This window comes from Niallia sp. FSL W8-0954, assembly GCF_038005605.1.
Taxonomy (GTDB): domain Bacteria; phylum Bacillota; class Bacilli; order Bacillales; family Cytobacillaceae; genus Niallia; species Niallia circulans_A.
Genome location: NZ_JBBOTN010000001.1, coordinates 2,314,258 through 2,341,030, shown reverse-complemented (window position 1 = coordinate 2,341,030; position 26,773 = coordinate 2,314,258). Strand labels below are relative to the sequence as shown.

At 33.0% G+C, this 26,773-nt stretch carries 35 protein-coding genes and 2 pseudogenes; 11 read left to right on the top strand and 26 right to left on the bottom strand.

Annotated elements, in window-relative coordinates; translation table 11 throughout:
- Positions 1-285 precede the first annotated feature (285 nt).
- The 4 genes from NX902_RS11485 to NX902_RS11470 all read right to left on the bottom strand — a co-directional run bounded on the left by NX902_RS11485 (position 286) and on the right by NX902_RS11470 (position 4,312).
- Positions 286-741, bottom strand: coding sequence for an NUDIX hydrolase (locus NX902_RS11485; protein WP_171509599.1), 456 nt, complete (start codon positions 739-741; stop codon positions 286-288).
- A gap of 227 nt (positions 742-968) precedes the next feature.
- Positions 969-2,177, bottom strand: a complete 1,209-nt coding sequence (locus NX902_RS11480) for a sensor histidine kinase (protein ID WP_171509598.1) — start codon at positions 2,175-2,177, stop codon at positions 969-971.
- Positions 2,178-2,594: 417 nt separating this feature from the next.
- Entirely contained in the window at positions 2,595-3,104 is a 510-nt protein-coding gene (locus tag NX902_RS11475; protein WP_171509597.1) for a GNAT family N-acetyltransferase, read from the bottom strand.
- A 365-nt stretch (positions 3,105-3,469) separates the two neighbouring features.
- Positions 3,470-4,312: a nucleotidyltransferase gene (locus tag NX902_RS11470; protein WP_171509596.1), complete on the bottom strand. Its 843-nt coding sequence runs from the start codon at positions 4,310-4,312 to the stop codon at positions 3,470-3,472.
- Positions 4,313-4,411: 99 nt separating this feature from the next.
- On the opposite strand from NX902_RS11470, the gene NX902_RS11465 reads away from it, so the two are divergent.
- Entirely contained in the window at positions 4,412-4,906 is a 495-nt protein-coding gene (locus NX902_RS11465) for a sugar nucleotide-binding protein (RefSeq protein ID WP_171509595.1), read from the top strand.
- 122 nt (positions 4,907-5,028) lie between these two features.
- Positions 5,029-5,301, top strand: coding sequence for a hypothetical protein (locus NX902_RS11460; RefSeq protein ID WP_171509594.1), 273 nt, complete (start codon positions 5,029-5,031; stop codon positions 5,299-5,301).
- Positions 5,302-5,437: 136 nt separating this feature from the next.
- On the opposite strand, the gene NX902_RS11455 is transcribed toward NX902_RS11460, so the two are convergent.
- Entirely contained in the window at positions 5,438-5,665 is a 228-nt protein-coding gene (locus NX902_RS11455; protein WP_171509593.1) for a hypothetical protein, read from the bottom strand.
- 331 nt (positions 5,666-5,996) lie between these two features.
- Here NX902_RS11455 and NX902_RS11450 point away from each other — a divergent pair, with 331 nt between their 5' ends.
- Positions 5,997-6,392 (top strand): hypothetical protein, encoded by a 396-nt coding sequence (locus NX902_RS11450; protein WP_171509592.1) that lies wholly within the window; start codon positions 5,997-5,999, stop codon positions 6,390-6,392.
- Positions 6,393-6,546: 154 nt separating this feature from the next.
- Here NX902_RS11450 and NX902_RS11445 read toward each other — a convergent pair whose 3' ends face one another.
- The 3 genes from NX902_RS11445 to NX902_RS11435 form a co-directional block, all read right to left on the bottom strand.
- On the bottom strand, positions 6,547-6,951 hold the full coding sequence (locus tag NX902_RS11445) for a cytidine deaminase (RefSeq protein WP_341160733.1): 405 nt from the start codon (positions 6,949-6,951) through the stop codon (positions 6,547-6,549).
- 364 nt (positions 6,952-7,315) lie between these two features.
- On the bottom strand, positions 7,316-7,807 hold the full coding sequence (locus tag NX902_RS11440; protein WP_171509591.1) for a DinB family protein: 492 nt from the start codon (positions 7,805-7,807) through the stop codon (positions 7,316-7,318).
- A gap of 250 nt (positions 7,808-8,057) precedes the next feature.
- Positions 8,058-8,798 carry an SDR family NAD(P)-dependent oxidoreductase gene (locus NX902_RS11435; RefSeq protein ID WP_171509590.1) on the bottom strand — a complete coding sequence of 247 codons (741 nt, stop codon included), beginning with the start codon at positions 8,796-8,798 and terminating at the stop codon, positions 8,058-8,060.
- Between the two features lie 126 nt (positions 8,799-8,924).
- Between NX902_RS11435 and NX902_RS11430 the strand changes: the two genes are divergently transcribed.
- Positions 8,925-9,782, top strand: coding sequence for a LysR family transcriptional regulator (locus tag NX902_RS11430; RefSeq protein ID WP_163188527.1), 858 nt, complete (start codon positions 8,925-8,927; stop codon positions 9,780-9,782).
- Positions 9,783-10,291: 509 nt separating this feature from the next.
- A pseudogene (locus tag NX902_RS11425) lies at positions 10,292-10,546 on the top strand (VOC family protein); the annotation flags it as partial.
- A gap of 52 nt (positions 10,547-10,598) precedes the next feature.
- Here NX902_RS11425 and istB read toward each other — a convergent pair.
- Positions 10,599-11,357, bottom strand: a complete 759-nt coding sequence (gene istB / locus NX902_RS11420; RefSeq protein WP_061801337.1) for an IS21-like element helper ATPase IstB — start codon at positions 11,355-11,357, stop codon at positions 10,599-10,601.
- The gene (gene istA / locus NX902_RS11415; RefSeq protein WP_061801336.1) at positions 11,357-12,646 is read right to left on the bottom strand and encodes an IS21 family transposase; all 1,290 of its coding nucleotides are present in this window, start codon (positions 12,644-12,646) and stop codon (positions 11,357-11,359) included. The genes istB and istA overlap by 1 nt, the downstream gene beginning before the upstream one ends.
- A 93-nt stretch (positions 12,647-12,739) precedes the next feature.
- On the opposite strand from istA, the pseudogene NX902_RS11410 reads away from it, so the two are divergent.
- Positions 12,740-12,862, top strand: a pseudogene (locus NX902_RS11410) (VOC family protein); the annotation flags it as partial.
- 149 nt (positions 12,863-13,011) lie between these two features.
- Here NX902_RS11410 and NX902_RS11405 read toward each other — a convergent pair.
- From NX902_RS11405 to NX902_RS11395, 3 genes are all read right to left on the bottom strand, one after another.
- Positions 13,012-13,497, bottom strand: coding sequence for a tetratricopeptide repeat protein (locus NX902_RS11405; RefSeq protein ID WP_095328427.1), 486 nt, complete (start codon positions 13,495-13,497; stop codon positions 13,012-13,014).
- Positions 13,498-13,537: 40 nt separating this feature from the next.
- Positions 13,538-13,990 (bottom strand): hypothetical protein, encoded by a 453-nt coding sequence (locus NX902_RS11400; protein ID WP_171509588.1) that lies wholly within the window; start codon positions 13,988-13,990, stop codon positions 13,538-13,540.
- A 163-nt stretch (positions 13,991-14,153) separates the two neighbouring features.
- Positions 14,154-14,747 carry a dienelactone hydrolase family protein gene (locus NX902_RS11395; RefSeq protein WP_095328425.1) on the bottom strand — a complete coding sequence of 198 codons (594 nt, stop codon included), beginning with the start codon at positions 14,745-14,747 and terminating at the stop codon, positions 14,154-14,156.
- Between the two features lie 992 nt (positions 14,748-15,739).
- Between NX902_RS11395 and NX902_RS11390 the strand changes: the two genes are divergently transcribed.
- From NX902_RS11390 to NX902_RS11380, 3 genes are all read left to right on the top strand, one after another.
- Positions 15,740-15,910, top strand: coding sequence for a hypothetical protein (locus NX902_RS11390; RefSeq protein WP_163188533.1), 171 nt, complete (start codon positions 15,740-15,742; stop codon positions 15,908-15,910).
- 34 nt (positions 15,911-15,944) lie between these two features.
- Positions 15,945-16,232, top strand: coding sequence for a GNAT family N-acetyltransferase (locus tag NX902_RS11385; protein ID WP_163188537.1), 288 nt, complete (start codon positions 15,945-15,947; stop codon positions 16,230-16,232).
- Between the two features lie 248 nt (positions 16,233-16,480).
- Positions 16,481-16,723 carry a hypothetical protein gene (locus NX902_RS11380; RefSeq protein WP_123257589.1) on the top strand — a complete coding sequence of 81 codons (243 nt, stop codon included), beginning with the start codon at positions 16,481-16,483 and terminating at the stop codon, positions 16,721-16,723.
- A gap of 120 nt (positions 16,724-16,843) precedes the next feature.
- Here NX902_RS11380 and NX902_RS11375 read toward each other — a convergent pair whose 3' ends face one another.
- The 10 genes from NX902_RS11375 to NX902_RS11330 form a co-directional block, all read right to left on the bottom strand.
- Complete coding sequence (locus tag NX902_RS11375; protein WP_095328421.1) at positions 16,844-17,422, bottom strand: TetR/AcrR family transcriptional regulator; 579 nt, start codon at positions 17,420-17,422, stop codon at positions 16,844-16,846.
- Between the two features lie 13 nt (positions 17,423-17,435).
- Complete coding sequence (locus NX902_RS11370; RefSeq protein WP_095328420.1) at positions 17,436-17,747, bottom strand: DMT family transporter; 312 nt, start codon at positions 17,745-17,747, stop codon at positions 17,436-17,438.
- A gap of 4 nt (positions 17,748-17,751) precedes the next feature.
- Positions 17,752-18,090, bottom strand: coding sequence for a DMT family transporter (locus NX902_RS11365; protein ID WP_095328419.1), 339 nt, complete (start codon positions 18,088-18,090; stop codon positions 17,752-17,754).
- Between the two features lie 276 nt (positions 18,091-18,366).
- Entirely contained in the window at positions 18,367-18,825 is a 459-nt protein-coding gene (locus NX902_RS11360; RefSeq protein ID WP_235850188.1) for an HIT family protein, read from the bottom strand.
- Positions 18,826-18,936: 111 nt separating this feature from the next.
- Positions 18,937-19,146 (bottom strand): hypothetical protein, encoded by a 210-nt coding sequence (locus NX902_RS11355; protein ID WP_095328417.1) that lies wholly within the window; start codon positions 19,144-19,146, stop codon positions 18,937-18,939.
- Between the two features lie 74 nt (positions 19,147-19,220).
- Positions 19,221-19,391 (bottom strand): hypothetical protein, encoded by a 171-nt coding sequence (locus NX902_RS11350; RefSeq protein ID WP_164463628.1) that lies wholly within the window; start codon positions 19,389-19,391, stop codon positions 19,221-19,223.
- A 120-nt stretch (positions 19,392-19,511) separates the two neighbouring features.
- Positions 19,512-19,847, bottom strand: coding sequence for a hypothetical protein (locus NX902_RS11345; RefSeq protein ID WP_123257588.1), 336 nt, complete (start codon positions 19,845-19,847; stop codon positions 19,512-19,514).
- Positions 19,848-19,889: 42 nt separating this feature from the next.
- Entirely contained in the window at positions 19,890-20,930 is a 1,041-nt protein-coding gene (locus NX902_RS11340; RefSeq protein WP_095328415.1) for a DUF1835 domain-containing protein, read from the bottom strand.
- A 22-nt stretch (positions 20,931-20,952) separates the two neighbouring features.
- On the bottom strand, positions 20,953-21,360 hold the full coding sequence (locus NX902_RS11335) for a hypothetical protein (RefSeq protein ID WP_217279888.1): 408 nt from the start codon (positions 21,358-21,360) through the stop codon (positions 20,953-20,955).
- A 39-nt stretch (positions 21,361-21,399) separates the two neighbouring features.
- Positions 21,400-21,939 (bottom strand): DUF6241 domain-containing protein, encoded by a 540-nt coding sequence (locus tag NX902_RS11330; RefSeq protein ID WP_171509586.1) that lies wholly within the window; start codon positions 21,937-21,939, stop codon positions 21,400-21,402.
- Between the two features lie 504 nt (positions 21,940-22,443).
- Here NX902_RS11330 and NX902_RS11325 point away from each other — a divergent pair.
- Entirely contained in the window at positions 22,444-22,746 is a 303-nt protein-coding gene (locus tag NX902_RS11325; RefSeq protein WP_341160732.1) for a DUF2178 domain-containing protein, read from the top strand.
- Positions 22,747-22,950 carry a helix-turn-helix transcriptional regulator gene (locus NX902_RS11320; RefSeq protein WP_095328412.1) on the top strand — a complete coding sequence of 68 codons (204 nt, stop codon included), beginning with the start codon at positions 22,747-22,749 and terminating at the stop codon, positions 22,948-22,950.
- A 128-nt stretch (positions 22,951-23,078) separates the two neighbouring features.
- Here the strand turns inward: NX902_RS11320 and NX902_RS11315 are convergent, their stop codons facing one another.
- The 3 genes from NX902_RS11315 to NX902_RS11305 all read right to left on the bottom strand — a co-directional run bounded on the left by NX902_RS11315 (position 23,079) and on the right by NX902_RS11305 (position 26,766).
- Positions 23,079-23,444: a DUF2294 domain-containing protein gene (locus tag NX902_RS11315; RefSeq protein ID WP_047940244.1), complete on the bottom strand. Its 366-nt coding sequence runs from the start codon at positions 23,442-23,444 to the stop codon at positions 23,079-23,081.
- 186 nt (positions 23,445-23,630) lie between these two features.
- Entirely contained in the window at positions 23,631-24,128 is a 498-nt protein-coding gene (locus NX902_RS11310; RefSeq protein WP_095328411.1) for a carbonic anhydrase, read from the bottom strand.
- A gap of 13 nt (positions 24,129-24,141) precedes the next feature.
- Complete coding sequence (locus NX902_RS11305) at positions 24,142-26,766, bottom strand: DUF2309 domain-containing protein (RefSeq protein ID WP_172859161.1); 2,625 nt, start codon at positions 26,764-26,766, stop codon at positions 24,142-24,144.
- Between the last annotated feature and the right edge of the window lie 7 nt (positions 26,767-26,773).

Sequence of the window (26,773 nt, the reverse complement as noted above, 5' to 3'; positions counted from 1 at the left end):
CTAATAACAAATCATTTATAGTGTAAATTTTATTAGTCTTTCATTCTTTTTTATTTTTTTGTTGGCAAAAAACCAACCGAATTATATAACCAAAGATGGGAGAATAGAATAAGAATAATTTATCCCAAAATTATCAGAGAGAACTTTAGAATCAATTAAAAAATTCTGCAGAAATTCTATTAAGTTCAGCTGGTCTCTATAACAGTCAATGTTTACAGGTCTCCATTAATCTACCATGTGGAATAAAATCTGAAGCAGCTTCTTTATTTTAATACGTGTTAATAATTATCTAAATACTTTCAAATACCCTTTTAAAAGGATTCTTATAATAGGAGACACAGTTATTGATTGTTTTACAACGTGATTCTTATTCTGTAAATAGTTTTTAATTTGTTTTCTTCTATTAGGCACCATATGTAAAGGTAAATGGCGTATATTTACCCATGCAACTTTTTCTGTTTCCGGTCCTTCTTCTATTGGTTTTCCTCCTTTCAATTCCCCCAAGAATAAATACTGCATATCATTGAATTGCGGTTGGAAATATTCCCCGATTTTTCGTTTAATTTGAATAAGGTATCCAGTTTCTTCTTCTGTTTCACGAATGGCACAATCTTCTAATGTTTCGCCTTTTTCCCATCTACCTCCAGGCAAATCCCAAATTGGAAAATCCTTTCGTTTCGTCAATAAGACTTGTCCTTTGTCATTTATTACTATCGTAAAGCAACCTGATGTTTTTGCCATTTTCAATTCCTCTCAAACTTTTTCATTTAGTATTGTATAATTTTAACAGATTTTTCTAAATACATGAACTATGAGTCAAATTATTAGTTTCATAAGATTTTTGAGCTTAGTTATTTACTTCATAAAAACAAAAGCCATTAATCATCGCGTTTCAACAATGATTAATGGCTTCCTAATAGAATACTTAGTGATGTACTAAAAATGAATAATTAAATCAGGTATTATTTCTATACAATAGGAAAAGTAACAGTAACTTCTGTTCCGTTTCCTTCCTTACTCTTAAAATGAATGGTTCCATCATACTTTTCGATAATATTATAGCAAATCATTAATCCAAGCCCTGTTCCTTTCGCTTTTAAGGAATAGAAGGGTGTTCCAATCTGCTCTAATTGTTCTTCGTTCATCCCTGTACCGTTATCGATAATCACAATTTTTAATATGTCTAATTCTCCTATTAATTTTACATGAATTGTATCACCAGGCTGGGAGGCTTCAATCGCATTTTTCAATAAATTTACGAATAATTGTTTAAATTCCATGATATTACATTGAATCTTATAGTCCGTTTCACTTTCTAATTCAATATGTATTGTATCATTCATTGCATATGAATTCAGTAAGTCCATCACAGTATGCAGAGCTAGTTTGACTGAAATAATCTCTGTCTTCGTTTCGCTTGGTTTTGCTAATGATAAAAAATCAGTAATAACCGTTTCGGCTGCTTCTAGCTCATCTAACATTAGCTTATATTGTTTTTTTATATGTTCTGGTATTTCCTTATCCTTTTCATGAAGCTGGATAAATCCTTTTACTACCGTAATAGGATTGCGAATTTCATGTGCAACAGCTGCTGCAAGCTGCCCTGTTGTCCTCAGCTTTTCAGCTTGCTTAACTTGAACATAATATAGCTCTTGATCCTTCATTCTTTTTTGAAAAAGCAGGAAAAGAAATAGCAGCAAAAGCTGTGTCCCCAAGAAATTAGTGATAACTCCTATAAAATCCAAATAGCTATAACTATGTATGCCAGGGGATTTATTCATCATCAAATAAATAATTACGCATAACATAATAGTAATGTTCCCTAACAATGTAATATAAAATAATCTAATATGTAAAAATAAGACAGGAATAACTGGGATAAAACAAATCAGCAATATCAAAGCAAATCTGTCAGGAAACCGTAAATACATAAAGAAAAAGTAGGCAGACATCAAAAAAATAATCGTTGCTCTAAAATTTAATGTATCTTTTTTGGGAAAAATGACTAGTAGAATAGAAATACTTACAACGAATAAACATTGCAAGATTAAAGACATCGAAATAATTCGATTATCCTCTATGTAAACTATCACTATCCCTGCGCTCATTAATATGATGAATAAGCCAATAATCATACGATAAAGCTTTATACTAGGTAAAAATTCATTGTCTATCATTAAAACAGTCCTCACATTAATATTAAATTGTAGGTTATTTAAATGCTCCTGAAAAATGGTACATCATAATCATAACTGAAGTTTTTATAGTACACAATTTGTAATCTTTATTCACTAAGACGTTCAATTTCTTGTCAAACGAAGGGCAAGCTTTTTATCCTCACTACTATGTAAAAGTCTATTTTACCTTATTGTTCCAACTTTTTGTAGTCTAATCTGACTATTCCTTGTTGTTAATTCTATATTATTGCCGTGATTATCATTTATTTAAAAATCCCTATGGTTCATTTATTAGTATTATTCGATCATTGTTTCCATTTAAAAGAATTCAAAAGACCACCTAAGAAATCAAATTAGATGGTCTACTTAAATACATATGGAAAAATGTGTACATTTATAGTTAATTACTTTCTGCTTTTAAATTACACGACAATATCGCAAGGAAGTGTAACACTCTCCTTCTACATTGCCGTATGTATCTTGTTCTTTCTTAAAAATAAATCCTTTCGCTTCATAGAATGGGATTCCTTTTTGATTACCTTTCGCTACTGACACCCATTGCTCACTTGCAGCGAACTCTTCCTTCTGCTGTTTTGTGAGAACATCTAATAATTTTGTACCAATGCCTTCATTCCGCCTATCCGGATTGATGTATAAAACAAACACTTCGCCAGCGGTATCATTTATCATGCCACCACCGATGGCACCGATTATTTCATCATTATCAACGGCAACAAAATAGCCTCCCCATTCTCTACTTGTTTCCGTAACTTCCTTGTGAATTCTTTCCCGATTATAAAACGTTGAAATAATTCTAGTAATATATTCTTTTGAACTGAGATCTTCATATGTTGCCCAGTAGCCATCCCTGCATACCTTTGCAATTCCTTCGACATCTTTCGGTTCCGCTTTTCTAACTTTAATCATAATCTCACCCCCTATTTTTTATGTTATATCCATTATCTCAAAGGTCGGAAATCTATATATTATATCCATCTGGATCTTCAATAATCGCCTCTACTACTCTATAATTTCTTATCATCATTTTCTTGGTCAAGATGCACTATCAGATTATAAATCTCTTTTCTAGATTTCTCTATATGATGTATCTTTCTAAAGGTAAATAATGAAGCGAAGGACGCAACTAGATATTTAATATTTAATTCGTTATAATTTTGAATGATAATCTTTTGCATATAATTCTCCTTTGGCAGTATGCCTTATGAATAAAAAAATATCCAATAGCGTTTATTTATCCCCGAAGCTGCAACTCACTATACCTATCTCGCTTTTTATATTTTCATATTTCTCTCCATTATAGGATTATGAGTTTGCAGCCATTTTTCCGTGATACTTATCATCCAGTCTCCCATTACATTTAAAAAGTTTATGATTACCTCTGAATTAGTTATTGGGTTAACAGCATACTCCAGTGCTTGTTTCATTTTTGATTGTTTGCTTGGAAAGTGTTCAGAAAATATTTTATATGCTGGGTACAAATCCCTTGTGTATTTGTTTTCTTCCACTAAAACCAGGGCTAGTCCTGACCTAATTATAATTTTCATAATCCACCTGCAGCAATACACTACATCTTCAACATCTTCGTTCCCAGAAAGTTCTTCTTTTGCCTGTTGAATTTGACTTTTTAAATTGACAAGATGTTCATTGGCAAGTGTTTTGTCTGCTTTATAGTTAGGTAAAAAATCCCTTATATCTTCTCCGTAAACACAAATACTATGAGTTTTTATCATAAATGGTATTATCGAAAAGTTAGTAGTCTCTAAAATATCTTCAATAAAATAAAAACTAAGTTCAACGCCATCAACTGCTTTAAAGTTTTCATTTAAAACTTCTTCTGCTCTATCAACCCAATTTAAGTCAATGGAATCAATATTTTTATTGGTAATAGCTATTGTATCCAAATCTGATACATTATCTATTCCTAACCCACGAGGAATAGAACCTCTAATATACACACTATGTAAATGTTCTCCTAAATGAGATACATATGTTGCTACCGCCGCTTCTATAATACATTTAAATTCAGGCTTTATGGCATTTATAGTCGAATCATTTATGATATTGCCTCTTGAATCTGTCCGACAAATACGCCCAATATTTTTAATTTCTATCAATAATCTCTCCTTTTAAAAAAATTCATGATTCTTCCAATTAAATTATGATACTATCATATTAACAGATTTTTCTAAACTCATGAACTAGGAGTATTGCTTATGAAAATTATCATATTAGGCTCTACTGGATTTTTAGGATCTTCCTTATTTGCACTTGCCTCATCCATACCTGATTTTTCCGTTTACGGGACTTCTCGTTTTGCAAATGCCCATTCACATATTTTACAACTGGACATGAATAACAAACATCAAGTAACCCAACTAATGAACCATATTAATCCTGATGTTGTTATTTGGTCTTTGATGGATGGAGAAAATGAGAAGCAGCTTATTGAAATTGGCCTCCACAATATATTAACTGTCATTTCTCCAAAAACAAAATTAATATATTTGTCAACAGATGCAGTTTTTGTGGACGGCAAAGGTAACTATTCTGAAACAGATCTACCAGGATTTCTACCTAGTGGAGCACCATTATCTACATATATAAATGCCAAACACATTGGGGAGAATTTACTCCTTACAAATCACACAAACCATCTAATTATTCGGACAGGTCCTATTTATGGCAAAGATGCTAATCAAGAGATTTAAGCTAGAACAAAACGACTCATTCATGAAATTAAAATAGATGGATATGCGCATGCCCCTGCCAACACATTCAAAACTTTTGTTCATATTGATGATTTATCAAACGCAATAATGAAATCATCAATATGAATTTAACAGGAATTTTACACGTTGGTCCAATACAAAAGGAAAGCTATTATTCTTTTTATGGCAAAAGATTATTGCAACTTGGATTTGCAACTACAAATCTTCTGCCCTTTTCCATTAACAAGTACGAAAAACCTTTTCATGCTTTTGATACTTCTTTAAATACTAAAAAAGCCACTAGCTTACTTAGAACTAACTTTCGCAATGTTGATGAGCCAGGCGGTATAAAAAAGATCATAGAAACAAATAATTATGAATCGCGATGGAAATAAATAGAAAAATCCCCAATACAGAAGAGAATATAAATATCATGCTCACACTTATAAAACTACAAGGAAAAGAATCGTGAAAAAAAAACAATGATTTTGTGATTTAAAAGGAAAATAATTCCCTTCCATTATAACAAGGCTACATGCTCTTTTTTATCCTAAATGCAAACCAAAATGGAATTAACGGTACAATCACTAATAATCGAAACCAATTATTCGCTCCTAAAAAATAAAGGGCAGGCACAAAAAAGAGAATTCCACTAATTAAAACAATTTCCCAAGATTGCCACCGTAATCCTATTAGGAAGAATAAGAAGGCGCCACCAGTTAATAACCAGAAAAGTTGACCGAACCAATAGACATTCAATAGGCTGCCTCCTAAATATTTTAATTTTAAATGTATGATATTGCATATTACTAGTTCGAAAGGTTCTATTGTATTCCAACTAAAGCTATAAATGAAAAAATAGCAATTATACATTTAAGACAATGGTTGTTCAAAATATGCACTTAGGAGAAAAAGAAGAATTATTTTTATAAGAGTGTTATGCATATAAGACTATTTCTCTTTATATGAAAATTACATCAGCTCGATAGAATTGGGTAAATGCTCCTTACCCTCTTTTTCCAACTGTATATTTCCAAAATAATAACAAAAACTAATCATAATACAATATTTATAGGAGAAAATTTTTATTATGAGAACCTCTTTTTTATTATTACTTCTTTTCACATCTTTACATCCTGTGGTAGATGTAACCACCATATCAGAAGGCATTCCTCCAAAGGTAAACTCTACATTAACAGAGTCTGCTTTTTTAAGATTTCTCGGTCCAACCATACTTGAAATCATGGAAAAGCATGGCGATAACCAGCTTTATATGAATGAAAAAATAGAGTCGATTACTTTTAACGAACATGAAGATTCGTATGATGTCACATTCCATGTAGTTGGGTTTGAAGGAGCCCATAATCCTCCTTATAATTTCATTCGAATGGTCATTCGTATCCCGGGGAGGAAAAATATAACTGGTTATTATGATGTCGTCTCCTATAAGAAGCATTTGGTTGATAATGCGGATTACAAAGAATAATTATAGATTAGCCATTCTCCCTATTCCTTATCTTCAATTTGCTAATAAACTCCATTAATTTTTCTACTAGAATATTATCAATCATCATCCAGTTAGGTCGCTAGCAGTATTTGCAGGTTTCTTAAGTTTCATACCTGGGATGTATTAAAGTGGATTATCTTTCTCGATATGCTTCATACCAATGATATGGTTGTACTTCTGTTAATGTCTTAAAAATAATTTCATTGCCAGGATTCGTAATAGCTACTTTCACATCTGATCCCCAATAAAAAAGCCTTTCCTGGCATATTCCACATGGCGTGAGGATTGTAAAAGCAGCTTTTTCATTTTCCCTCACTACACAAATGGAATGGGTAATTCGGACAGCAAGTTTATGTGCTTCAAGTACAGCACCTGTTTCTATACATAATTCTGTAGAAGCATTAATAATTTCAGGAGCAACACTACTCAATATTTCCCCTTCATTTGTATACATAGCAGCAGCGCCTCCCCAACCTACTGGATACCTTTTTTCTATTAACGCTACTGCTTCTTCATATAGTCTTTTCTCTATATTCATTCTGTACCTCCTGAGTATCTGAATCTATTTTTGTAAAAATTATATTAACAGCGCAATTCGTTTCGAAAAATTCTGTTAAAAACAGTTTATCATATAGTGTAATAACGGAAAATCAATTAGTTCCATTAATGCGCGGAAAACCTAAAAAAGCAGTAATACACCTTAAATACAGATAAAACGCTTGAAAAAAATTCAAGCGCTTTATCATCTTACTATTTTTCGTTGTAAATTAAACATTCGATAGCTTAAGTGAAAATACTCTTACTCTTTTTACCTTAACAAATTCTGATACCTTTATGTATAAAATATGACTTCTTACTAAGGGTAAATCCATAACAGAGCAATGAAATAAAAGTTACCTTATTTAATCCCCTTTAAGATTAGTTTTCCAACTTTTTTGCAGTTTCCGAATATAAACGATTTGTCCAATGTGGTATGCATTATGAGTGGTCAAATTGCTTAGAACCTCCCACCACTTTGCCGTCTCCGGAAAACCAATTACATCATTATCAACCTTTTCTTGTGTCAGTAGGTCTTGCCATTGAAGCAGAACAGCTAAAAGAGACTTTTTTAAAGCAGCAAACGTTATATTTTCTGGAATAACAAAGCTTTCATTATTATCATTTATAGGGGCAACAGCATTGACATGAGATTCTTTGTATCTTGTTTGCCAAGTTTCATTCCAGTAAAGAAGATGTTGTACAATTTCTGCAATACTGTTGCTTTCATCATTAGGTTTCCAAAACGCTTCTTCCTCTGTTAAATTTACAACAGATTCCGAAAACGATACGTACCAGCTAGGATCATTCGCATTTGTTAACAATTGATCCTGCAAAACGTCTTTCGCGCGAGACATAACTAATCACACTCCTTCTGATTATAGATAACTATTTCGACGACCTTCTGAAAACTCCTGTATATTACATTATTATATATTTTTTTCCTCCTTAACTGCGGAAGACAAATCGCTATTACTTACAATCTGTGAAACATAGTCAAAAAGGAATACACTAATTCATCTTAATAGAATGTGCAATAAGGATCACTGGCTTTTTTGACAAACAGAACAAATACAGAACGGCAGCTTAATACATAAAACCCTCTATTTAGAGGGTTTGACCATTATCTATAGTAAATACTTGTCCGGTTATAGATTTTTGAGTTAGTTGAAAAACTATTGCTTCAGCTATATCTTCTGGTGTGGAAATTCTTTGTAGTGGTAATTTACCTGCAAGTTGATACATCTTCTCTTCATTACCAGCCCACCACCTTGTTTCAACAGCTCCAGGAGAAATGCTATTAACTCTTATGGAAGGTGCCAATGCGATAGCCAATGACCTTGTCATCGTATGTATAGCAGATTTTGTTGCTGCATATGGGATAGACGAACCTATACCAGTCATTCCTGCTACACTCCCCATATTTACAATTACTCCAGAATGTTGTTTTTTCATATAAGGGACAACGGCTTTTATGCAATGGAACATTCCCTTCACATTTACACTGAAAAGAGAATCCCATATTTCATCTGTTAATGCATCTAAGTTATCCATAGCTATTTGAGCTGTGATACTCGCATTATTTACTAATCCATCTATAGATCCAAAAGTTTGAACAGTTTGGGATACTAATTCCTTTACTTCCTTTTCGTTTGCTACATTTGCTTTATAAGCAATAGCTATCCCGCCATTTTGTCTTATTTCATTAACAACTTTATGAGCTTCCTTTTCAGATTGGTTGTAATTTATCACTACTTTTGCACCTTCGGCAGCTAGTTTTACAGCTGTAGCTCTTCCTACTCCAGTTCCAGCCCCAGTAATGATTACTACTTTATTCATTAATTCCATTTCCGTATCATCCTTACTTATTTTTATTTGTACTATTACATTATGCTTTAATTAAAATGAGGAGTATAATACAGAATAATGAATTAGGTATCATTTTAAATGATACCAGAGAGAAGGGCGAAACTATTGGAAAGTCATGAATTAAAGATTTTCAAACATGTTGCAGAATTGCAATCAGTATCAAAAGCAGCCGAAAAATTAGGATATGTACAACCAAACGTTAGTCAACGAATAAAAAATTTAGAAAATGAACTAGGCGTGCGATTATTTATGCGAAATAATCGGGGAGTAACATTGACTGAAGAAGGCGAAAAATTATTAGATTATACAAATGAAATTCTACAATTGATAGACGAAGCTAAAACAGCTATTAATCCTAATAAGTGGAGAGAATCATTAAAAATAGGAGCTTCTCAAACAATTTCTGCCGTTAAGATTCCTTCCTTACTTTCTGCATTTTTAAAAGAATCTAATAATCTAGATGTGAAAGTAAGAACAAGTAATAATTTGATGTTAGAAGAAATGCTTTTCTATGGTGAAGTGGATGGTATATTTGTAAATAATAGTAGTAAAAATACATCTGATTGCGAGATTGTTTATAGTTACTTAGAGAAAATTATACTAATTTCCCCTATACTTAACCCAATTCATATTAATTCTAATCAGACGTTGATAGTTAATAGTGATAGAAATTGCATATATAGAAAACAATTATTGGAGTGGTCCAAAGAAAGCAATTTTCATAGTTCTCACATCATTGAATTTGATTCTCTCGAGTCTATTATTCAAGCAGTTCACGATGGATTGGGTATCAGCATAATACCTGCAGATATTGCAGAAACTCGAAAAGGTACCAAGGAAATCATATTTACAGAACTACCTAAAAAGATAAAAATAGACTTTTTAATCAAAAACAAAAAACAGCAAACACCAGGTTTAAAAAAATTTATTCGCTTTTTGCGAGAAAATAATGAACTAAAATAAAATAGATTATTTTAGGTGGTTTATTGATTTATCTAACTAATACTTAGATGCTGCTACTTTTAACTTCTAAAGTGTATATTCAGGCCGGACAAAATATTACAACTCTCTTTAATTTTGAAAGATATAAGCAACAGCTAAATGTTTTATAATATTTAAAAAGAGAATCTCTCACTTTTATTAAGTAGGAGATTCTCCTTTATATATTCCTTTTATCAATTTCTTTCCCTCTTTAATATTTTTGTTTTATACTTCTGATATTATTTGATTTTTGTTCAGCTTTGTTAGTAAATAAATTCATCAAAAAAGCATTAATCCTTCTAGAATCAATCCCCCACATTTTTACTAGTTATTTGTTTCTTAATTCACATTAGTACCTATTCTACACCTGTAGATTATGCACCCAAACCAGTTATCTAAAATCAGTATTTTCGGAAAAATCCAGCTGCGCCCCTATCCGTTTCAGCATTTATGAATTATTATAGTGGTAAGACACAATAAAGGAGAGAATAATGACTACTATACAAAATATAAATCAAATCGGAGTACCAGTTAAAGACATTAATAGAGCAGTAAAGTTTTACAAGGCTCTTGATCTTCCCTTACTTTTTTCAACAGATACAATGGCATTTTTTGATTGTAATGGAACAAGAATTCTACTCAGTTTACCTGAAAAAGAAGAGTTTGCTCATCCGAGTTCTGTCCTTTACTTTCAAGTAGAAAACATAAAGGAAACCTATGAAAAATTTACAAATGAGGGAATATCTATAAATGTCAACACAAATATGTACATTTTCGCTCGTTTAAGGATGTACAAAATCACTCGTTTTCTTGCACTAAATGATCCTTTAAACGATAGGAATTTCCCACCATTGTCACAACCTTCGCATGGTGTAAGATGCGATCTAAGATGGCATTTGCCAGCTTAGGCTCCTGAAATACTTCATCCCATGCCTTAAAGTTTACGTTCGTTGTTAAGATCGTACTGCGCTTTTCATATCGCATGTCAATCAGTTGGAAAAATAATTTCGCATCTTCTTGATCAATTGGCAAATAACCAATCTCATCAATGATTAATAGTTTATATTTTGTATAATGTTTTAGACGAGTTTCTAAGCGGTTCTCCAATCGTGCTCGTCTTAAATTCTGAATTAAATCATGGCATTTAATGAAATAGGTACTTGTTCTTTTCTTTGCTGCCGCAATCCCTATGGCGGTGGCCAAGTGTGTTTTGCCAACACCACTTGGTCCTAAGAAAACAATATTCTCGTTCTCTTCAATAAAGCGAAAGGTTAGAAAATCTTGAATCTGTTGCTGATTGACTGAGGTTTGGAAAGTGAAATCAAAATCTTTTATTTCTTTCATATGTGGAAATGCAGCCACCTTTACCATCGACTGCGTCATATTTTGTTCTCGCACATCAATTTCATAGTTGGTTAACTTGATTAACGTATCAATAAATGACAGCTGGTTCTGGACTCCGAAATCAATTACTTCATTTAAATGTAGAGTCATTTGCTTCAGCTTTAGATACTCTAGGTTTCTTAATAATTGTTGATAATTAGTGGATAGATTCATTATTTATACACTTCTCCAATCGTTGCTAGATTTTTCTTTGCCAAATCATCGATTTCCGGATAGTTATAGTAAGGGGCTGAAACAGCCAAACCTGCTTTATAATGTGCTTCCTGATAATTTAGCTTCGCTTTGCTGATTGGATGCTGTGCAATAAGTTTCATGTTATAATAAATCCATAAGTTGTTATCATACACTTGTAAACCTACTTTCTTTCCTTGATATTCTGGTGGTACGGAATACTGGTTTGATTTGTAGGAGATCATGTTGGATGCATTGACTTTTACTTGTGTGTGCTTAATGCGATAGGAATCTCTTACTTTATCAGTTGGTAGCTGGAGTAAGTGGTTCCTTTCTTTTTTATATTCAATCATTGGTATTCTTCCTGTCCCTTGGTGAATCTGGTGATTCACTCTGTTGGCTAACTCTTGTATAAATTGATGCAGTTCCTCTAAAGAGAATTGTCCTTGATAGGCATGAATTTCGTCTAACAATTTCATTGTCGTTTCGACTTTTCCCTTTGTCCTTGGTCTGCCAGCGATACAGGCTTTCACTTTAAAGCCAAAGTCTTTTGCGAATTGCTCAAACTTTGCATTCACTTTACCCGGATAATGTTCCGTTCTTGCTTCATCCATCACTGTTTTCATATTATCCGTAAGGAGTTCCTCAGGAACACCGCCAAACGTTTCAAAAGCTTCTGTTAGAAAGGAAAACAGCGTACTTTGTGACTTGGAAATACTCAAGTGGAATACTCGCAATCTTGAAGTAGATAGAATAAGCGCAGCTACATTGATCTCGACCTGCTCGCCATCTTTTGTTTCATATTGAATATTTTCCTTCCAATCTAATTGAGCTTGTTTACCTGGCGGAGTTTCATAGCGAACCGTCCCCTTCGGAGAAGCAATACGTTTGTCCTCCACAAAGTAAGCATTAAATTCAGGTATTCGAGCGATATAGGCTCGAAAGGTCGAAGCACCACAGTCTAAACCGTGATTATCCTTTAAGTACTGCCAAAGCACCCGCCGATAATAAAACACCTGTTTAGAATCCTCAGATAAAAGAGCAGCGATCACTTCATAATATTCATCAATTTTTGAGGACTTTTTTCTTGTCCTCTTGGGGACAAAACCATTTAGATATTTCTCAACTGTTCGTCGATCTACTCCAAGTTCTTCAGCCAATTTACTCTTATTAATTTTCATTTTCATATGCTCCATTATTTGTTTGAATTTTGGTAAGTCTGAAAGACTATTAATCTCAAAATTAACATCGACATTTAATGATATATACATGACTAGTCACCTCAAGACTAGTATGTAAAATGAAAGCAAATTTGTACATATTTATCCAAGCATTATTGTACATATTTAAAATAGCATTTCTAAATATCCTTTGTAGACGAACCACATATTGTGGCAAAGATGAGTGGAATGGAAACTTGGATGACTTTCTTTAAAGATACAGAAGGCAATACGCATGCATTTATTAGTGAAGTGGAAGCTAAATAAATTTTCTTCAATGGGTACCTTATGATTTTTACGGTATCCATTATTCTTTTATAAAAAAGTTTTTTATTAGCTAAACTGTCCCTTTTGTGACATAGAGCAGTCCTCTCCTTGTTTAAGGAAAGGATGCAAAACTTTGTTGAATATATAAATTACTTCCAAGTTTCATCTAGTTTATCTGAATAGAAATTTATAGCTCTTTTATAACTTAGTAATTCAGTGTCATTTGTCGTATTAATTAAACACTTTAGTATCAGCTCCATCGCTTTACTATGTTCTTTTAAATTGTATAAGGTCATGGAATAAAATACTTGAATTGCATGATTATCTGGGAATAATTCCATTCCTTTTAAGAATACATCTTTTGAATTTTCATATTCTCCTAAAGCTCTATATGTACTCCCTAATCCCAATATTGCACCTTCCATATCCTTAGAAGGTAATCCTATTTTTATAGCATTTTCGTAATATGGCACTGCCTTTTCTTCTTCTCCCAATATATCAAAGCTCCAGGCATATTGATAATTATATATAGCATCCTCTGGGAAATCCCTTACCAATTCACCAATCAGTTCGTTAGATTCTTTGAGCTTTCCATTTTTCCGTAGATCTATAGCTTTATTAAGTTTGATATTCATTACATACAACTCCAATGTTTTTTCCTCTACGTCTTTTATCCTAACGCAGTTCTATTAGTCCTTTTAAGTACTCATAAAGTGTTAGTTTAGATTGATTAATCTGTAATTCAATTAACCAATTATCATCAGATATGTTGCTTAACTGATTAATTAAATCGTATCGAATATGTATGCACTTTTTAAAGGTACTCTCTATATCTTCGGTTCTAGCAATTAATGCAGATTGAGAGTTTAAATCATCAGCTTTAGGACCTTTTGGCAAATCTTTAGCTGATAATAAATATGGAATTCTGTATTGTAAAACAAATTTATCCCAAGCATAAAAGTGACCTATGATTTCTATAACATACCATTTTCCTTCTCCAATTGGTTTTCTAAGCAGATTTTCATTAAAATTTTCTAATTTTTGTATAAATCTATAAATTTCTATTGATGCTCTAAAATTTCTAATTTCTGTTTTAGCAATTGTACCACCCCATATATTTATTCGCATTTATTTGCGAGAACCTCGAATAAATATTTCAAAGTCCCAAAATCTTCTTTTGGTAACATTTCATAAAAGAATGCTATTCAAAATAAGGCTCGATTATTGAATAACCAATAAAAATCCTTCTTGAACTTGCCCCTTTAGATGAATATCAACCTTGTTTAATAAATCAATGTTTCTTTAAGAAGTTTAGCATTTCATTGAAAGCTTGTTGGGATGATTTCTCATTAAATTTTATAGAGTATGGGTCGCTAAATCCGTGATGTCCAAAATATTTATGTACTTCTATATTCTTTTTATCTAAATTTAAAATTAACTCATCCACATTAAATGATTGCTCCTCTTGAGGAAAGAATAAAATTATAGGACATAGTGGTACTATTTTCGTGAAATTCCTTATTCTCGAACCATAGTACCCCACAACCCCATCAAGACCATCTTCCTCGCTGCACAACCAAGCAATCGTTGCCCCTACACTAAATCCAATAATATATATTTTTTGATATTTATTTTTAACACCTGCTAATAAATTCTTTATTTTATCTGCAGCATCGGAGAATCCTACAGTCTCCATAAAATTGTGATAGGCAATTTTCTCCTCAGAATAATTAAATGGTTGTTCCCGTTCTAATAAGTTTGGGCAAATTACATCAAAATCCTGATTTGATAATATATCACAAAAATTCTTTATATGTTGATTAATGCCATAGATTTCATGTATGACAATAATTAAATTATCTGATTTTCTCAGTATTTGAAGCATCTTTATTCCTCCTCAAAGGTAATCTACAATTATATAACCAATAGAGATTAAATCATTTCTTATTCAACTATCCTCCCTCAATAAATAAACACTTATCTCTTAATGCGCAGTTATTCTCACTATTACTATATAACTGGGTTATTAAGGTTCTCGGAAACCATACAGAGCAACAAATGTTACAAATAGACTAGTTAATATCATTGAAATACTAAAAAGAAATAATAAAATATTTTCTCTTTATGACTAAAAGTAAATTTTTTACATAGGTTATATTTAGTATATCATACTGCCATTATTTCCAAAGACACCTGTTTTACTTCTATAAATCTAACTCTGCGCTAAGTTCTTCTGCCAGTGGTTTTTAATGAAAAAATGATTGAAAGTCTGAGTTTTTCTTTTGTTGTAAATATAATTAGAATATATGCCAGTAAGATATTCAAACTCAACAGTTAACTATCTCTATCCCTCACATAAGTCTCATCAAATGGTCTTTCTTATATTTGTTCAAAAGTTTTGATGTGTTTTTCTAAATAAACATTCATTGGTTCCATTTTTAATTTAAATTTATCAAAGGATCTGTCATCTGTTGATCAAACATCCATTCTTCTTGCAGATTTAAGCAATTGCAGGGAGTGAATTAGCCAAATTGGTGAATTTATCAGCCAAAACTAGGGGCTTATCAGCCAAACTTTATTTTTATCAGCCAAAGCTAGGGGCTTATCAGCCAAACTACATTTTTATCAGCCAAAACTAGGAGCTTATCAGCCAAACTTCATTTTTATCAGCCAAAACTAGGGGCTTATCAGCCAAACTTCATTTTTATCAGCCAAAGCTAGGGGCTTATCAGCCAAACTACATATATCCTGAACTTATTTCTTCCACACCTCGTTATTACTATATAAATATCCTCACCTTTAGTTTCTACATAGTTTAAGAGAATGATCTATGTTACTATTTATTGGGAAACACCATTAAATGGAGATGATATAAGTATGTATACTATTAGAGAAATGAATAGATCAGACATAGCTTCCATCCGGAAAATTGCTGTCGTCACTTGGAAAAATACATTTAGTGTAATCATTCCAGAAGAAATACAAGCGAAAGTTTTAAATGATGCTTATTCAGATGGTGAAATGGATAAACGACTTACTCTTCTTTAACGCTTGTTGCAGAAAGTAAGGATGAAATTACAGGATATACATTTTTCCAGGAGATTTATGCAAGAAGGATATATACTTAGAGTCCCTCTATATCCATCCAAATTTCCAAGGGCAAGGAATCGGCAGACAATTATTGAACACAGGAGTTAATAAATTCTCTGATCCTTGGACTCTCTCGTTAACGGTTTATAAAGGAAATCCTAATATATCATTTTATGAAAAAGAAGGATTTAAGATTACCAAGGAAAATAATGGGGATTTCTACGGGCATCCAATGATCTTCACTGTAACGACAAAAGATTTAAAAAATCATCGTTCTTAATAAGAGAAGAGGAAACTCTGTTAACTTGTTCTTTCGTTTTTGCTTTAGATGGTACAAAAAAAGTTAAAATCAATGCTAAAACTACCAAAATAGTCATGAGAAATACGCTTACCTGAGCATAAAAGGGCTATTTTATAATAACTTTCTAAAAAAATATGCAACATTTAAATTAATTGGTAATAACCCTCTTTTTTGTTTGATTATATTGTAAAATACATTACTGCGATAAATGACTGGAGTAATTTTAAATGACTAAAAATGGATGGTTGTCCCTGCTTATGGTAGGTATTTGTATTATATTATCCTTATTTCTCAGCACCAAAAACGCAGGAATTTTCTTCTTGCTATTCCCTATTTTATCTCTTTCGGGCATTATCTTTGCTATTTTTTCGAAAAAATGGAGCAATATTATTCTTGGAGTGCTTTTAAATGGGGCAGCAGGTGTGTTTTTTACATTATTAGCATTCGCAGTAGGATTTGGTGAGGCTTAAAATCCACATCTCATGTTGGCTCCAATATTCTTTGGTTCGATGGAGCAAAAATCATTATCGTGCATTTAATGGGATATGCATGATAATGTTTTTTTGCAATAATTTCCCCTCCTTTCTTATTTAACTGGAAACCCCCTTCCAAAAAACTTCCCACAAAGCTTCTAGCTTATCATCTACTCTTTTTTCCGAATGAAAATAAACTATTTCTACCATAATAGCCATGATGATCCCTGTGAATGCTAGGTTAAAAGTGTTTGTATCTTTTACATGAATTTGGCTATGTTTGATCCATTTGCTGCTTTTTTGGCCAATTAGTTCTTCTTGAAATTGCTCTGCTTCAAAAACCTCTCTTTGGATGACATCATATAAATGTAAGGGTGGGAAAAATCCCATTCTTAGCCAAAACTTCAACATTTCATTTTCTTGGAACAATTCTTTTGTGTATAGTAAATATTCGTAAAGAAAAGTTTCGGGATTATGACTGTCTTTTTTTTCAAAAAAATACGCTTTGCGTTTTATCTCTTCTGCTTTTGCTTCCCTTAATACTTCAAGAAATAATTCATCTTTCCCTTTAAAATGAGAATAAATAGAAGCTTTCTTTATCCCAGCTTCCTCAGCAATTTCTGAAAGAGAGGCTCCTTCAAAGCCATTTTGCAAAAAGAACTTAATTGCCGCTTTTTTTATTTCTTCTTTTTTCATCGGACTCTCTCCTTTACGAGATTAGTTTTAAACCTACAGCTGCAACAAGTATCATCGATATAAATAAAATTCTTTTGCCATCCTTTGGTTCTCCATATACAAACATCCCTAATAGAGCAGAACCAACTGTACCAATTCCTGTCCATACACCATATGCCGTTCCCATTGATATAGTTTTCATTGCATAAGATAACAAGGCAAAGCTGCACATAAACCCAATGATTAAATAAAGGAAAGCATCCCACTTTTTCATCGTTAATCTTTTAATATTTATAACGCCAATTATCTCACAACAACCTGCTGCAATTAAAGCTAACCATGCCATCTATTCAAGCCTCCTCTTGATTTGCTGCTTCATCTGTTACTATTTTCAAACCAATTACCCCAATTAGTAATACAAGCATCAATATTATTTTTGCTATGTTAATTGGTTCATTAAATAAAACTATTTCTGCGATCACTGTTCCAGCAGTTCCCAATCCTGTAAATACAGCGTAAACTGTTCCAATTGGCAAATATCTTGTCGTATATATCATTAGATAAAAACTAATAGCAATTGCGAAAATGGTTCCACTCCATTCCCAAAGATTTGATGCATGTTTTAAGCCTGAAACCCATGCCACCTCGACGATTCCAGCACTAAAAACCATCATCCAATATTTATTCAAATTAATTACCTCCCCTATATAACTACCAACCGTTCGGTAGTTTATTTTGTCACACAATAGCATCCACGTCAAGAAAGAAACTTGTCTTTAGGGAAGATTTTGTTGAATGATAAATTGCGAAAGTGGATTAACATAAAAGGAAGATCATTGGAAGATAACGCTAAAATGGGTTTTAGATTATATCTCAATCATAAATTCAAGTGGAAAGATCTATTTGTTATTCCAAACAAAAAAGAGAAATTATGTGTGCTAATTTCTCTTTGCAGGTTTTCGTTTTTAGTATGACGTCATTATCTTATCTAATTCACTTACTAATAATTTTTTCATTGCAGATAGTTCTTCAGCATTTGGTTTCACATTCTCAGCATACATTTGGTCTCTAGGTGTCCACCATACTGGGTGGGTTGGATTAGGTTCTTGTTCGCTCCTTGGGAATATGTGCCAGTGCATGTGAGAATCACCATTTCCTAAAAGCTCATAATTTAATTTGATAGGCTTAAATGCTTTATATACTGCTTCTGATACCCTACTCATTTCGACAAGAAACTTTTCTTTAAAATCACTATCCAACTCATGCAACTCATTTTTATGTTCTTTACAAAGGAATAATGTATAGCCCTTAAAATATTGATGATCACCAATAACGATATAACCTGTTTCCAGTTCTTTGACGAAATACTTATTGGTTCCTTTTTTAATCATTTCTATCCGATTGCATATTAAACAATCTTCCACTAAAGTTACCTCCGTTAATTTACAAATATTCAATAGTTATCTAAGAATTAATGAGAAAACTTATTTCTAATTGGAATAATTGCTTTCTCTTCCAGTGAATATAAATTTTATTTAGCTACGCCCTTTTTTAATGGTATATAATAAGGTACCTACCAGCATTCCTAAAGCAGCTCCTGCTCCGTAGCTGCCTATTGCTATAAATACATGCCCTGAAATCATTGCAAATGTACCTAATAAAGAACCAGCTAATAATCCAAAAATCATTCCATATATTAAATAGTTTTCCAATTTGGGATGTTTATTCCCTTTGTTAGTAGGCATTTTTGTCCCCTTTGTTAGTAGGCATTTTGTCCCCTTTGTCAATCGGCATTTTCTTCTGGAATTGAGGTATCTGGCTATTTTTTTGTATTTATTAGGAAGTATGAGCTCCCGCCCGTCATAATGCCTCCTACAACAGTGAGTGCTGTACCAATCATTACCCAATTTGCGGATAGAAAAGCAGATACGTAAATTCCTGTCATAAGTAGTAGTATGCCAACGATTATCAAGATTGCAACTTTATTCATTTTTTCCCCTATCAGCTAACTTAGTTTCGTTGTTTGAATTCCGTTCAAACGTTATTTTTTATATATTTATACATACGTTTATGGGAGCATTTAGTTTCACTAAGTTTGGATATATTTTTATTAAATAGGAATGTTTCCTTCCCTTAAATTTCTATTTAAAGTATCATAATCCTTCTTTTTAAAAGAAACAGCTATACTAGCCACTCTCCTCGAGTTCGGAAAGAGCATTAATTGTTGACGAAACTTTATTCCTAATGAGGCTATTATTTGGTATACCCAGTTCAATATGAAAAAACAGTCGGAATCTACGCCATCTTTTAAGTGGTTTTTATTATTTATCACAACTAAGTTGTCAATGAGTTCAAATCTCGGTTTCCTTGGAGAAATATTATTAAGTTTGCAGAGCTTCTTTATTGCTAAATTAAAAATATCTGTTTGTTCTTCATTCTCTATCATAAGATATTCTCCTTATGTTAATTGACAATATGAAAGATTTTACTACCTATAACCTTCTTGCAGCTTAACACTGTAATACCGCATAGCTTTAGGAACCCCTTCTAGTTCAAATATCCCTTTTAATACTAATCGGATTAATCGATATTCGAAGTAAATATCTCCGATCCTTTGATTGAGATTTCCAATAATCTCTCCTATTAGCCGCGCAGATTTTATAAAATCTGCATTATTCTGTTCTTTATGTAATAATTTAGCTGTTTTTATTATATAATTATCGTAATAGTCTTCGCCAACACTATCAATTTTCTTATCCGCCCAGATTCTTAAATTTTTATTCTGTTGGGATATCTTCTTCCACTCATTGATGTACTTTAATCGTGCACTCTTTGTAAGTGGCTGTTTCCAGTTATTTTTTTGATAAATGACTTGTAACTCCTCAGATGTAAACTCGCCAGTATGTATTGCATGGACCTCTGCATCCGATTTGGAAGCTATCTCTTTATTGTATTCCAAGGGGTTAATTAAGAAAATATCATTCGTTTTATGTTGTAATAAAGAAAGAACAAAGCGTTGTGCCGTTTGTTCATTAGCATTTTCACCTGCCCAAATGATGATATGCGCCTGTTCTTTGATATTCTTTACTTCTAAAATTGTTTTATGGAATTTTCTCTTATAGCTAAATAAATACTCATCATCATAATTAATATGGTTTATTAACCATTTATGCCTAAGTGCGAATCCTATTTCCTCCTCTATCTTCCATAATGGTCCAAAGGAAAAATCATCTGAAAAATAGATAACCTTTTCCTCTTCTTGCACTCCCATTTCTTTAAGTGCCATTCTTAAACTACCAGCAGCAGATTCACCAAAAACAATATGTACGACCTTATAATCCTTTTTATTTTCAAGCTTTAGTTGATCAATTTTAGTTTGTAAATAATCTTGATAAGTTTTTCTTAGATTTTTCGCAAGTTCCTCATCTGGCTGTTCTTCCACACTTATTTGTAGCAGAATAAGAAATAACAATGACCTTACTTCTTCTTCACTTGCATTCTCTACGTATTCTTTTAATTTATGAATCATAATTTTTCACCCTTTTGACTTGTTAAAATAATTTTGTATTTTCAGTTACTTCTATTTCTAGCTTCCCTTTTTCATCAACAGATAAGATATTAATTTTAGCTTCTCCATAATACCCCTTTTCAAAATAACCAATAATATACTCTGTTTGTTGATTCCCTTCATTGTCTTCATAGACTAGTTTTAATGCTGCTTCTTCAAAGTTATCGGAAGAATTATCTTTTACACTCACCTGATATTCTTCTTTTTCTCCTGCCATAATGGTTGGAATTTCAATATCTTTTTTAATATTTTCATAGGTCAAATACAAACCGGATATATCCTTGTTTGCTTGATTTTCGATTTCTATATCAAAACCCTCTCGTGGCAGAAAAAGAACGAGAATTCCGATTACTCCTAGTATAAAAACAGTTGGAACTATTATCCTTTTCATTTATTGGATCCTTTCATTTGGCATCTTTAAACGAGGAACTCATTCCTCGGCATCATTTTGAGTCTGTTTGAATGTACTTTCTATGAAACTTTGTTCATCCTCTGCAGTCATAATGCCAGTTGCTTCCCCAACGTTTCCACCTTGATATTTCCAAAAATAATTATGATCTTTATCAACCGTGCTAAAGTCTCCAACCTTCCATTTTTCCAGAATCCCTAAGAGGTTATCTTTATTGGAAAAACTACTGTTTTTTACAATTTCATAAAGCCGATTTACTCTATCATTTGTCATTTGCACTGCGCCCCACTTATCGGATGCGTACACTTTTTGGTGTGTCATTTTATGCAGAGTTGATATTGCCCGATCTTCGTTCCAATAAGAATAATCAATGCTCTCCTTCCCTGTTTCATCAAGAATCTCTCCTTCTTTAGTTTCTGCCACAAAGGAATCATTATTTGTTTTTACTATAAAATGCTTATATATAACAAGAGATCCCCCCATAATTGCTAGTAATACAACAACTCCGATTGAATAATTCACCCATTTACTACGTTTCTTTTTTCGCTTTTCTGATTCCACTACTTTGACCACCCCCATTGATTCATCAACCTATACTTTTACCTAACAACCTCTTTAGTTTCTATCCGAAATAGACTTTATTATTATCTTTCTATATCAATAATAACATAATATTCCAACTATTGAATTATTTATAAACAAAAGATACATCTAGCTAGAGATAATCATATATTTATCATGTCACTATGCAAAGGAGGAAAAAGGGATGATACTTGCTTAATGTAGCTTATTAAAATCAATGGAAAATTATCAAAATGTACACTATGAGGATCTATTTATTTAACTTTGACTGCAAACTAGGGGTGCATGGACGTTGCAGAAAAAACTAGAGGTAACTGTCATTCCCCCACTTGAGCTTACTTTCCTTTCAATTTCTATTGTTTCGTTGCATGATTATTTCAATTTGTCACAAACAAAAATGTAAAAACAATTTGACATATATTAAACTCATGATAAAATTAATATGTAAAATACTTTTTACATTTTAATAAAGGAGATGGAATGATGAATTGGATAGTTGCTTTATTACTTATTATTTTAGCGATATGTATTCTATTAATTGTAACGAATCTTGTGTCATTACCAAAATTAGGAGATGAAAGAGCAAATTACATTAAAATGAGAGCACAATCATACACCTTTGTAGTTGTATTCGGGATTTTATTGTTAGAGATTATGGAGTCTATCTATGTAACAACTTGGACGAACAGCCATTATGAGGGGATGAAACCATTTAGTTTTCTTGTTACAATTTCAGTTATATATTTAATTTCATTATTATTATCTAAGAGGAAATATGGTGGATAAATGAAAAATCGTATTAGAGAATTAAGAAAATCGGCAAAATTATCTCAAGAAGAATTAGCAAAACTATGTAATGTGACAAGACAAACGATAAATGCAATTGAAAATGATAAATATGATCCCACTTTACAATTAGCATTTAGCTTAGCCGTTGCATTGGCTACAACGGTAGACGACCTTTTTATATACGACACTGTTATAAAATAATGAGGCAGTTAAAAAGAATAAAAACCCAATTCGGGTTTTTATTCTTCTTATGAAAGAAGATAAGTAGAAGTTATGCGCAGACTGATTAAATGTCTTTATTTTCTTCTAAAAAAATTGATAATAACCTTTTACGCAAAGAGATTTTCAACATTATTATATAATTTAAATACCATCACTCGTTCACCTGTGCGAGAGCTTAAGTCTGTATGAAAGCTTTTTACTTCCTCTCCCGTAATGGTTAATATACATTTTTTTAGTTCTTCAACACCTGATTCCACTAATTCGGAGCGTGTTTTCTTAATGGTTAATAGTCCTTCTTTTGTTTCACACACCGTATATTCCGCTGGGGTTAGAATGCCCTGCAAATTCACTATGATCATGTCGCGTAATATATCTGTTTTAACAGATAAGGATCCCCGACCAAGGAAATCCTTTTCCCATTGTGTTATTGCTTTACTTATTTCCGCTTCACAAGCACCTTTTGTTAATTTCATTTTATTATGCATCCCCTATTAAACAGATAAAAACTAATTTTTCTATATTTGCCATCTAAGATGATTTAAAACTTGAACATCCTTTATTATTAAAATTAATACAAATCGATTAAAACCTCTTATATAGAAATGAATATATACCATTCTGATTTGCAACACCATCAGCATTAGCATATTTCAACATTTTTAAGCTGTTTTATTTGTATTTATTTCCACAACAGAAGACTTTCCATCTTGATTATTAATCAGTAAACCTCGCACTTTTACCGTTGGTGGCACTAATGGATGATGACAAATCATCTTAACACAATTTTTGATATTGTCACCAGTATTTTGTTTTCCATTTAGCCATTCATTAATCGTTTCACCAGTAAATTCAGGCATGCTATTTTGAAACAGATAATCCAATGTCTGTATTCTTGACTTAAATTGTCCATCTATCGAAATAAAACGATCGGCCTCACTGCTTGTTCCGACAACAAAAATTTCTTCTACTTTTTCCTGAAAGACAGCAATAATAATTGACCTCATTATATCTCCAAAAGGATTGGAGATAACAGGACCAAAGCATTTTATAGTTAGCATGTTTTCAGGCTGTATATTGGTTTCCTCTTTTATAATTGATTCCAATCCATCTCTAACATCCATCAAAAATAATACTTTTTTTGTCTTATCTAAAATCATCTCGAACCCTCCTTTACCAATTCTCCCAATCGCCTTCTGGGCTGACACTTGCTAAGCGAACCCAGCCATTTTGGACTTTTTCTTGAAACGCAGCATTAGTTTGCAATAATCGCTCTACATAATTTTTTGGTGCCTGAATTATAATCAGTAAGCGAAGTGGTGAATGAAATGCAGCTTCATCTGATTGCATAACAGATTGCCACGGTAAGCCCGTTAATAAGTCACTCGCATTCCCCTGCATAACACCAAGACCTGCTGTTACGGTTTGTGTTGCCTTATTGCCACTTCCATAATAATGTGGAGCTACTGTTGATGCGTAATATTCTAGATTTATCCATTGAGTAACCGTTCCTGGACCTGAAATAATATTATCTAAGATTTCTCCGCTTTCATCCTTCTGCCAATTATAGTTATGAAGAAAGACTCTTCCTTCCAAGTCACAGCCATTTGTTAAATCACGTTGACCAATTATAAAAGCTGCATTCCCAGCTAAGCCCCATTCGGGACGGATCACACTCCAATCCTCTGCCAAGCAATAGGCCTCAGACTGAGAATTTTTGCGTTGGGATGGGAAATGCGGTATTTTAGCTAAACGCTCTGTATTTGCCTGTTTGCTTACTTTTGGCAAAATGGCTTTAATCCGACGAAAAGCCTCTTGTGCTGATTTGGAAAGCTCTGGAACATAAATCCAGTCTAATTCATCAACGGTTGTATTATGCTCAGCAGCTGCGAAAACCGTTTCCTTAGGAATGTCTATTCCTTCTAAAGACAATGCTCTTCTTACTTCAGGCAGGTTGCACAAAGTTGCTAAGACTCGCGCGTTGAATCCACCTGAAGCCCCGCCACAGGCACCACAATCAAGAGAAGATGCATAAGGGTTATTAGTACTGTGGCTTCCATGTCCACATATAACAACTAACGGGCTGAAATTATCTGTTATCCCCATCATTTTTAATGCTTGGCGGGCATAATTAACTTTCTCTTCCTCGGTAAACCCAATTGGTATCCCGTTCTCTGTTTGATGAACATGATAAAGAACCAGTTTTGTATTTGGTTTACGCAGCCAATTTTTGCGTAGATTATGAATGAAGCGATCGGCACTTTTTGGGACAAAACTGCGTGCTGCCATTTGGAGACTTAGCCAAGGACCACTTAATTCTGGTAATAGTAAGTTTGCAAGTAAATTCTGTTTCATCGATTTGAAAGTATCGCTAAAGGAATGAACGGTCTGCTGACGTTGTTGAAAGGCTTTAAGTTCATTCTCATCCGTACTCTCCATGATTTTATGCAATGGCTTTTGCATAATTGGCAAGGATGGGTGACTGTGTTCGCTTCCTAATTTATTCGTAGCTATCGGTACTCCAAAGAAACCAGCCATTCCTATTGTTTCAAATGGTCCCTCTTTTTCAAGCTGACGGCGAAATGGCTCGGAGCGAACATCTATACAGAATACAAATTGTGCTAATGTTGTTGCCTTATCGTTTGTACTGAATTGTTTCGCACTAATTTTTTGACTTAATTGTTCAGCATGTGTTTGCTCCCAAGCTTCCAGCCAGAGTTTTCTGCAAAGCTTCTCATCAAATTTTGCTGCAAATAACAAGTATTCTTGTTGTTGTGCACTAGACAACTGAGACCATTCCTCTAATGACAGACTCCCCCAATGAATCAAAGCTGCTAAAAGACCATCTATGGACTGATTATTTTCGTAGCTTTTCGGAATAAAAGGAAGCTGCGGATTGATAAGCACCCATTCTAAGGAAATTCTTACTGCTAAATATTCGGTTAGCAGGTTATTTTCCTCACTCGATTGTTTAGAACGCCAGAGCATCATTCCTGCCCATCCAGGCAAAGATAGTAAATGTGCTTCAAGATATTTCTGTTTTTCTGGTTCAGGAATAGAAAGAGCATTTAATCCTTTATTCAAGGCTATTTCTGCCTCTTCTGGCCACTTTTTTAAACTTTCACGTTGTTTTTTTGTAAGGGCAGGATCATAACAAATCAGCCGGCGCCAAGAACGATAAAAACCTTCCTCTCGATGTGGCATTGTCCAGGCAGCCTGCGACTCATCAAGATATAATTTACACCACTTAATAACATGGTAATCGAGTATATTGATTAATCTTTCCTTATCTTTACTTTGTAGATGTGAACTGATTGGCTGCACACACGAATAATGGGCAAAATCTGTATGATGCTTCCTATATTCTTCTGCTTTTTTCTTTAATTCATGAGATGTGAGCAAGCTGGATGGAATGGGTTCCAAATTTAATGCCGCATGGCAAAAACGCTCTGCCACATCTTGTGGGATATTAAAGGGATTTGATGCAAGCCATTGTTTAAGACCTTGTTTAACAAATACCTCTTTAATCTCTCCCTTTTTTTTCGCTGAAAGGATCATAGAGGCACTAGGATAAATATCAACATCACGAGTCTGTTTTAACCAATCTGCCACTTGATCAAAGGTTTGTTTTTCAAGTCCCATCCACGGATGACGGGCTGCGAACGTAGAAATTGGCCAAAGCGGCGCAATTACTTTGCTGGCAGCTTCAATGTAACTACTAATATCGCTTTCTACAAAATTATCTGGTATATTTTTTTTATTTGAACTAGCTTTTGTTAATACAGATGTAATACTCATCACACAT